Source organism: Halobacterium sp. CBA1126 (assembly GCF_009741975.1).
Taxonomy (GTDB): domain Archaea; phylum Halobacteriota; class Halobacteria; order Halobacteriales; family Halobacteriaceae; genus Halobacterium.
Genome location: NZ_WPCF01000114.1, coordinates 1 through 7,588, shown reverse-complemented (window position 1 = coordinate 7,588; position 7,588 = coordinate 1). Strand labels below are relative to the sequence as shown.

General features: G+C 70.5%; 9 protein-coding genes and 1 pseudogene. 5 read left to right on the top strand and 5 right to left on the bottom strand.

The window, feature by feature from the left end:
• The first annotated feature begins 267 nt into the window (after window positions 1-267).
• Entirely contained in the window at window positions 268-777 is a 510-nt protein-coding gene (locus tag GJ634_RS12990) for a hypothetical protein (RefSeq protein ID WP_157503281.1), read from the top strand.
• A gap of 291 nt (window positions 778-1,068) precedes the next feature.
• Entirely contained in the window at window positions 1,069-2,352 is a 1,284-nt protein-coding gene (locus tag GJ634_RS12985) for an adenosylhomocysteinase (RefSeq protein WP_157503279.1), read from the top strand.
• A gap of 221 nt (window positions 2,353-2,573) precedes the next feature.
• On the opposite strand, the gene GJ634_RS12980 is transcribed toward GJ634_RS12985, so the two are convergent.
• Together GJ634_RS12980 and GJ634_RS12975 are read right to left on the bottom strand one after the other, a co-directional pair.
• Window positions 2,574-2,996 carry a dCTP deaminase gene (locus GJ634_RS12980; RefSeq protein ID WP_157503277.1) on the bottom strand — a complete coding sequence of 141 codons (423 nt, stop codon included), beginning with the start codon at window positions 2,994-2,996 and terminating at the stop codon, window positions 2,574-2,576.
• Between the two features lie 45 nt (window positions 2,997-3,041).
• Window positions 3,042-3,844: pseudogene (locus GJ634_RS12975) on the bottom strand (formate/nitrite transporter family protein).
• 111 nt (window positions 3,845-3,955) lie between these two features.
• On the opposite strand from GJ634_RS12975, the gene hjc reads away from it, so the two are divergent.
• Window positions 3,956-4,450 (top strand): Holliday junction resolvase Hjc, encoded by a 495-nt coding sequence (gene hjc / locus GJ634_RS12970; RefSeq protein WP_157503275.1) that lies wholly within the window; start codon window positions 3,956-3,958, stop codon window positions 4,448-4,450.
• Here hjc and GJ634_RS12965 read toward each other — a convergent pair.
• Window positions 4,447-5,049, bottom strand: a complete 603-nt coding sequence (locus GJ634_RS12965; RefSeq protein WP_157503273.1) for an SWIM zinc finger family protein — start codon at window positions 5,047-5,049, stop codon at window positions 4,447-4,449. The genes hjc and GJ634_RS12965 overlap by 4 nt on opposite strands.
• Before the next feature lie 165 nt (window positions 5,050-5,214).
• Between GJ634_RS12965 and GJ634_RS12960 the strand changes: the two genes are divergently transcribed.
• Complete coding sequence (locus GJ634_RS12960) at window positions 5,215-5,418, top strand: hypothetical protein (protein ID WP_157503271.1); 204 nt, start codon at window positions 5,215-5,217, stop codon at window positions 5,416-5,418.
• Between the two features lie 54 nt (window positions 5,419-5,472).
• Here GJ634_RS12960 and GJ634_RS12955 read toward each other — a convergent pair whose 3' ends face one another.
• Together GJ634_RS12955 and priL are read right to left on the bottom strand one after the other, a co-directional pair.
• Window positions 5,473-5,634, bottom strand: a complete 162-nt coding sequence (locus GJ634_RS12955; RefSeq protein WP_157503269.1) for a hypothetical protein — start codon at window positions 5,632-5,634, stop codon at window positions 5,473-5,475.
• A complete protein-coding gene (gene priL / locus GJ634_RS12950) occupies window positions 5,631-6,719 on the bottom strand; it encodes a DNA primase regulatory subunit PriL (RefSeq protein ID WP_157503267.1) in 1,089 nt (362 codons plus the stop codon). Before priL ends, GJ634_RS12955 begins: the two co-directional genes overlap by 4 nt.
• Window positions 6,720-6,815: 96 nt before the next feature.
• On the opposite strand from priL, the gene GJ634_RS12945 reads away from it, so the two are divergent.
• Window positions 6,816-7,424 carry a protein sorting system archaetidylserine decarboxylase gene (locus tag GJ634_RS12945; protein ID WP_157503265.1) on the top strand — a complete coding sequence of 203 codons (609 nt, stop codon included), beginning with the start codon at window positions 6,816-6,818 and terminating at the stop codon, window positions 7,422-7,424.
• Window positions 7,425-7,588 lie beyond the last annotated feature (164 nt).

Sequence of the window (7,588 nt, the reverse complement as noted above, 5' to 3'; positions counted from 1 at the left end):
GAGGAGACGGACGCTAAAAGTCAGTCCGGTAGCGCGGCTCGAGGTCGTCGACGACCGACTGGTTCCCGACGAACGTCGGCACGCGCTCGTGGAGGCGCTCGGGGCTCGACGTCGAGCAGGGGACTGCGCCAGCGGCGACGGCGTCGCCAACGCGTCCGTGTCCGTGACCGAAGCGGACAACGCGACGTACGCCGCGCCGGCGACTACACGACCGACGAGAACGGCACCGTCGGCCTGCCGGCGCCCGAGCAGAACGTCACCGTCGACGTGGTCGCGGAAGCGAACAACGCGACCGCGGAGACGACCGCGACGCTCACCGTGAGCGAGGACGGCAACGCCACGGAGTCGTTCGGCGAGCGCGTCTCCGCGTTCGTCGCGGCCCTCCAGGCCGAGGGCAACATGAGCGGACAGGCGGTCGCGGCGTTCGTGGTCGACAACAATCCGGGCGCGGACAACCGCCCGGACCACGTCGACCCCGGCCCGAAAGACGACGGTAGCGAGGACGCCGAGAAAGACGAAAGCGGGGACAGCGAGGCCGGCGGCAACAACGGCAACGGCCACGGCGCCGACGGCAACGACGGGAACGGCGCGGACGCCGCGAACGGCGGCAACGGGAACGGCAATCCCGGCAACGGTCACGGGAACGGCCCGGGGTCGGACGATAACGGCGGTCCCGGGAACGGCAACGGAAACGCTGGCGGCAACGGCCCCGGCAACGGGAACGGCCCCGGCAACGGGAACGGCCCCGGCAACGCTAATCCCGGCAACGGGAACTGAACGGCACAGCGGCTTCGAATCCGAACAGGTCAGTTCCCGGCCAACGAGCTTTTTCGGTATCCGGCCGAGGAATCTAACGCAGGCCTGACGGCCTGCGGCACCCACTGTCGACGGCGTCAGCGCCTCGGCGGGCGGCCACGCTTGTGAGTCGAGTCGCCGTCCCGCCGCCCGCCGAGGACTCCCCCGCCGGGCGTTCGGACGGCGCGACGGCGTACCATCGGACCTGCCGTCCCGCCCGGCGTTCTCCGCTGCTTCGGTAGGGTTTTGAAGCCAGTGGCCGTCCTCGTTCGTATGACAACTGCGCCGCCAATCAGCGAGCAACTCGACGAGGTCGGGGCCGCTCGCGACGCCGGCCGGAAGAAGATCGACTGGGCGTTCGAACACATGCCGATTCTCTCCTCGCTGCGCGCGGACTTCCAGGAGAACGAGCCGCTCGCGGGCGAGACCGTCGGGATGGCGCTGCACGTCGAGGCGAAGACCGCCGCGCTCGTGGAGACGATGGCGGAGGCCGGCGCGGAGGTCGCCATCACGGGCTGCAACCCGCTGTCGACCCACGACGACGTGAGCGCCGCGCTGGACGCCCACCCCTCCATCACGAGCTACGCGAAACACGGCGTCGGCGACACCGAGTACTACGAGGCCATCGACGCCGTCCTCGACCACGAGCCCACGGTGACCGTCGACGACGGCGGCGACCTCGTGTTCCGCGTCCACGAGCACCACCCCGAGCTCATCGACACCATCGTCGGCGGCACCGAGGAGACCACGACGGGCGTCCACCGCCTCCGCGCGATGGACGACGACGAGGCCCTCGAGTACCCCGTCATCGCGGTCAACGACACGCCGATGAAGCGCCTGTTCGACAACGTCCACGGCACCGGCGAGTCCTCGCTGGCGTCCATCGCCATGACCACGAACCTCTCGTGGGCGGGCAAGGACGTCGTCGTCGCGGGCTACGGCCAGTGCGGCCGCGGCGTCGCGAAGAAGGCCAGCGGCCAGAACGCGAACGTCATCGTCACCGAGATCGACCCGCGGCGCGCGCTCGAAGCCCACATGGAGGGCTACGACGTGATGTCCATGAGCGAGGCCGCCGAGGTCGGCGACGTCTTCGTCACCACCACCGGGAACCGCGACGTCATCGTCGAGGAGCACTTCGAAAAGATGCAGGACGGCGTCGTCCTCGCGAACGCCGGCCACTTCGACGTCGAGATCGACCTCGAAGCCCTCCGCGAGCTGGCGGCCAGCGAGCAGGAGGTCCGGGACGGCGTCCGCGAGTACGAGCTCCCCTCGGGCAAGCGCATCAACGTGCTCGCCGAGGGCCGCCTCGTCAACCTCGCGACGCCCGTCAGCCTCGGCCACCCCGTCGAGGTCATGGACCAGAGCTTCGGCGTGCAGGCGGTCTCCATCCGCGAACTCGTGCAGAACGCCGACGACTACGACGCCGGCGTCCACGAGGTCCCCGACCACCTCGACCGCAAGCTCGCGGAGATCAAGCTCGACGCCGAGGGCGTCGAACTCGACACCCTCAGCGAAGAACAGGAGGAGTACATGACCTCCTGGCAGCACGGCACCTAGGTACCTTTTGCTGTCGCCGAAAGAGCGCTTTGCGCTCTTTCGAGATGACGAGAGACGCCGCAGGCGTCTCTCGAACCACGCTCGCGGCCTTCGGCCGCTCGCTGGCAAAAGCTACGCTAAAAGCACTCCTCCTTCCCGTCGCTCACTTCGTTCGCTCTGGTCAGTCGTCGGCCCGCGCTCACTCCGTTCGCGCGGTGAACCGCTCGCCCGTCGACTGGTGGTTATCGTTCCATCAGCGTCGAGACGCGGGCGTTCTCCTTGAGTTCGACGCCGCCCTCCGGGACGGTCAGCGGCATCGGGCCGAGTTCCGTGGTGACGACCGAGGGGTGGTAGGCGCCGTTCTCGCGGAGTTCGCGGCGAGTCTGGACGCGCAGCGGCGCGCCCTCGGCGAGGGATTCGTTGAACTCGAGTAGGTACGTGCCGGCCTTCAGCGTCCACCACTCGTAGTCGTCGTCCGGGTTCCGCAGCGAGGACGCGAGCGGCCGGCGGTCGGCCTCGGCGAACTCGCCGCCGCCGAAGTCGAGGCGGCCGCGCTCGGCGACCTCGTAGACGTCCGCGACGGTCAGGTCGACGCCGTACTCGTGGACCTGGGTGGCCTCGTGGACGATGCCGTCGACGCGGTCGAGGAGGTCACTACCGGGCATGACTGGGCGGGAGTACGGCGACCACCGAGAAAAGCCGTGTGGCGGTCAGTCGCCGCCGCGGACGACGTGGCCGTACTTGAGGAGGGAGACGAACACGACGCCACCAAGGACGTTCCCGGCCGTGGCGAACGCGAGGAAGCGGCCGTAGGCGACGGGACTGACGACGCCCGAGGCGACGCCGAGCAGCACTTCGACGCTGCCCGCGATGCAGTGCGGGAGGTGGGCGATGCCGATGGTCGCGGCGACCAGCCACACGAAGAACGCGCGGCTCAGCGTCTCTTGTGCGGCCGCGACCAGCCACGACATCAGTCCCATCAGCCAGCCGGCGAGCACGGCGCCCGCGAACAGCGCCGCGTTCCCGTGCGCGACCAGCGGCGTGGCGACCGCTTCGAACGCCGCGGCGTCCGCGAGTCCGTACGCCGGCGCGACGACGGCGGCGATACCCGCGAACACGGCGCCGCCGACGACGTTCGCCGCGAACACGACGCCCCAGAGCCGGGCCAGCGACCGCAACGTCGCGCGCCGTCCAACACCGGGAGGACGGCCAGCGTCGTGTGCTCGGTGAACAGCTCCGAGCGCCCGATGACGACGAAGACGAACCCGACAGCGTAGGCGTTCGCGAGCGCTATCTCGACCGTCGGGGCGCTCCACTCGCCCGCGGCGAGCGAGACCACCACCGCCATCAGCAGCGGCCCGAACCCGATGTCCAGCCCCGCGGAGAGCCCAGAGAGCGCGAGGCCGTCCGTCGCTCGCTCGAGCTCGTTCAGCCCCTCCTCGAGCTGCTGGCCGAGGATCCCGGTCGAGGACGTCTGTTCGTCCGTCGACGTCGACGCGGTCGCGTCGCCCATGGGCGTGTCACTGACGGCGACCAGCGGGAAAAACCCACTCGCCCGCGCGGCGCAAGCTCCTATCCCCCGCCCGCGTAGGGCCGCGTATGTCAGCGGGCACGGGGTCGGCGCATGTCTAACTCCAACGCGAAGGGCAACCGCAGGGAGCGAGAGCTCGTGAACGCCTTCGACGAGCGCGGGTTCGCGGTGATGCGCGCGCCGGCCAGCGGCGCGGCGACCGACCGCGAGCTCCCGGACGTGCTCGCGGGCGACGGCAGCGTCTTCTACGCCGTCGAGGCGAAGTCCAGCGCGGGCGACCCAATCTACCTCACGGGCGAGGAGGTCGAAGCCCTCGTCTACTTCAGCCAGAACTTCGGCGCGAAACCCAAGATCGGCGTTCGCTTCGACCGCGAGGACTGGTACTTCTTCCACCCCGCTGACGTCTACCAGACCGACGGCGGGAACTACCGCGTGAAGAAGGAGACCGCCGTCGAGGACGGCGAGACGTTCGACGACCTCGGCGGCAGCGACGACGAGGGCGCGGACGAGAACAGCGTCGAGGACGTGCTGCACGCCGTCGAACAGGGCGTGCTGTCGCCCGAGGAAGCGGCGTCGATGCTCGACTAGCCGCGGCGCTCGAGGCGGCCCCGCGGGAACGAGTACCGGCGGCGGTCGCGGGGCGAGATTTCGTCCGGAGAGACGCCGCGGTCCAGCGGGTAGAGCGCGTCGACGACGCGGTCGTCGGGGTCGTAGTCGCGGTTCGAGTGGTGGTCGGCGACCGACCAGCCGCGGCCAGCGACGGGGACGTCGCTCGCGCGGTCGTCCGTGGACTCGACGACGACCACGAGGTCGCCGGTCTCGCGGTCGACGACGGTCTCGCCCGCCTCTAGGGTGCAGTCCTCGCAGTAGACGGGGTCGGCGGTGTCGCGGCCGGCGAACAGACCGGCGTCGCAGGCGGCACACGCCGTCGCGCGCTCGCCCGGCGCGGGGACGTCGCCGAGCGTGACGTCGATGGCGACGCGGCGGAGGTGCTTGCAGCGCGCGCCGCGGAACTGGTGGTCGGGGCACGCGCACTCGCCGGCGTCGAGGTCGACGGCGTAGACGTTGCCCGAGGGCGAGTGGACGTCGTAGGTGCCGTCGCCGCGGGCGGTCACGCGGAGTTCCTCGCGGCGGGCGCGGCGGCTCCGCTCGTCGGGCTGCTCGCGGCGCGTCGTGGTGGGAGCCATACCGTAGGGTAGGCGCCCGAGGCGCCTAAACCCCGCAAAATCGGGGTGCGTTTACGGCTGGGCTCCCTCCTAGTACGGGTGGTCGGCGGCCGAGCGAGCACCGAGAATTGCCGCCGGCGTGACGGCTTCGAAGCGCTTTTGCCCGGGCCGACGAAAGCCCGGGGTATGTCTGAAGGGCCCGACGCCCGCGTCGAAGCGGGCATCGCCATCCTGTCTACTCTCGTCTTCATCGCCATCCTCGTGGCCGTCGGCTCGATGAACGAGGGGTTCGGGGCGACGGGCGCCTACGGCGTCGTCGCCGCGGTCGTCGTCTTCATTCTCGTGATGGGCGGCGTCGGCTACTGGCTCTCCGGCAAGCAGAGCGAGTAGGATAGCCGGCGGCGGTCCTCCGCGATTCGACAGCCGACAGCGGCGCGTCCCGGGTCACTCCTCGCTCTCGACCTTGGCGATGCGGGCCGCGTGGCCGGTCTTCGCGCCGTGTTCTCTGACGATCACGGCGGCCGACCGGTCGTCCTCGCCGACGACCGTGGAGAACGGGCACTCCGGGCACTCCACGACCAACTGGGCCGGGGTCTCCGAGGTCATGCTTCCGCGTCGGACTCGGCGTCCTCGCTCTCGCGTTCGCGCCAGTCCTCGAGGTCCTCGTCGTCCTCGTCGTCGAGTTTCGCCTCGTAGTACGACAGCGGGTGGTTGATAGCGTCGCAGAGGTCGTCGGGGTTCGTGCAGTCCCCGTACGCCTTCATCGTCGCACAGGACGGCGCGGTGTACTCGGTGGGGCTGGACTCCCCGCGGATGTGGTCGGTCTGGTAGCGGGTCATCTCCTCGCCGAACCCCGGGTTCACCTTGTAGATGTCGACGATCTCGTCGGTCGTCAGGCCGATGTTCGCGAGGAACGTCGTGATGGCGAAGCGGCTGTGGTGGGGGAGGTGTTCGCCGCGCTGTATCTGGTCGAGGAGGTGCTGCATGCACGGCGGGAACAGCTCGGGGACGACGGTGTCGATCTCCCGCGTGAGGTCCATCTCCGAGAGCACGTCCCGGACCGCCTGCACGGGGCCGTCGAGGGCCTCCGCGACCTCGTCGGGGACGTTCAGGGGGAGGCCGTCGGCGACGCGGTCCCGCACGGCCTCCCGGAGGAGCGTGTCGAGTTCGGTCTCCGTGACCGGGACGCGGCCGTCGTCGAGCGCGCGGTTGACGAGCCGCCACTTGTCCGGGCGCAGCGACGACGACAGCAGGAGGTACGTCGGGACGTCGACGTCGTAGCCGCGCTGGGTGGCGTGGACGTGGCTCGTCAGGTCGAACTCCGCGAGGAGGTCCCGCCGGGAGAGGCTGGCGTCGTCGCCGACGCTCTTCAGCTCCGAGTCGTCGGTCTCGTCGGCGGTGAACCGCTCGTGGGCGGCCTCGGCTTCCGCCTCGGCGTACTTCCGCACGAGGACGTGTTCGTCGACGACGGAGACGAGCACGCGCGCCACGGGGTAGGAGAGCAGTTCCACGCGGTCCGAGCGCGCGCGGTCGCCGACGTCGCCGCTGGTGAGCGCGCCGACGACCCGCTCGCGGGCGCGCTCGACGACCGCGTCGTCCTCGGCGACGACCTCGGCGAGGTCCACGCCGGCCTCCTGGACCGCCTGCCGGGAGTCGTCGAGGAACGGGTAGCGAGCGTGGCGCGCGTTCATCGGATGGGTCCTTGCGAGCGGACGCCGATAAACACCCCGGCTCGGAGCCGCGGCGGCGACCGAAGGGCTATCGGAGGCGGCCGTCCAAGGACGGGTATGCTCGCGCGAGGCCCGTGGAAGTGGACGTACGCCCTGCCGGCGGCGGTCGTCGGCGCGGTGTTGCTGTTCGTGTCGTCGCTGTGGGGGGTCGCCGCGCTCGCGCTCGCGGCGTTCGTCGTCTGGTTCCACCGCGACCCCGAGCGCACGCCCGCCGGACAGGGCGTCCTCGCGCCCGCCGACGGGAAGGTGTCCGTGGTTCGGGAGACCGACGACGGCCGCGTCCGCGTCGGCGTGTTCATGAACGTCCACGACGTGCACGTGAACCGCGCGCCGCTCTCGGGGACCGTCGAGGCCGTCGACCACCGCGCGGGCGGCCACCGGCCCGCGTTCGACAAGGAGTCCGAGCACAACGAACGCGTCCGCATCACGTGCAAGGACTACGCGCTCGTGCTCATCGCGGGGGCGTTCGCCCGCCGCATCCACCCCTACGTCGAGGCCGGCGACGAGCTCACGCGCGGCGACCGCGTGAGCCACATCTCCTTCGGCAGCCGCGCGGACGTCGTGCTCCCCGCGGAGTACGACCGCGAGGACCTCCTCGTCGAACGCGGCGAGCGCGTCACCGCCGGGGAGACGGTCCTGGCGCGCCGGTCACCGCGCCCCGAGTAGGTCGACGCCACCAGTATTTTGACGGACGACAGACAACTCTGTGGTATGTCCATGAGCAAGTCGTCCATGGGCAGCGGCATGGGTTTCACGACGCTCGTCGGCTACCTGCTGTTCCTCGCGGCGCTCGGCGTCGCGCTCGTCGCGACGTACCTGACGCTGACGCC

What these genes read in the sequence shown, in the direction of transcription:
- GJ634_RS12985 (WP_157503279.1), top strand. Translation starts at nt 1,069, where the DNA reads ATGACAACTGCGCCGCCAATCAGCGAGCAACTCGACGAGGTCGGGGCC.
- GJ634_RS12980 (WP_157503277.1), bottom strand. Translation starts at nt 2,996, where the DNA reads ATGCCCGGTAGTGACCTCCTCGACCGCGTCGACGGCATCGTCCACGAG.
- hjc (WP_157503275.1), top strand. Translation starts at nt 3,956, where the DNA reads ATGTCTAACTCCAACGCGAAGGGCAACCGCAGGGAGCGAGAGCTCGTG.
- GJ634_RS12965 (WP_157503273.1), bottom strand. Translation starts at nt 5,049, where the DNA reads ATGGCTCCCACCACGACGCGCCGCGAGCAGCCCGACGAGCGGAGCCGC.
- GJ634_RS12960 (WP_157503271.1), top strand. Translation starts at nt 5,215, where the DNA reads ATGTCTGAAGGGCCCGACGCCCGCGTCGAAGCGGGCATCGCCATCCTG.
- GJ634_RS12955 (WP_157503269.1), bottom strand. Translation starts at nt 5,634, where the DNA reads ATGACCTCGGAGACCCCGGCCCAGTTGGTCGTGGAGTGCCCGGAGTGC.
- priL (WP_157503267.1), bottom strand. Translation starts at nt 6,719, where the DNA reads ATGAACGCGCGCCACGCTCGCTACCCGTTCCTCGACGACTCCCGGCAG.
- GJ634_RS12945 (WP_157503265.1), top strand. Translation starts at nt 6,816, where the DNA reads ATGCTCGCGCGAGGCCCGTGGAAGTGGACGTACGCCCTGCCGGCGGCG.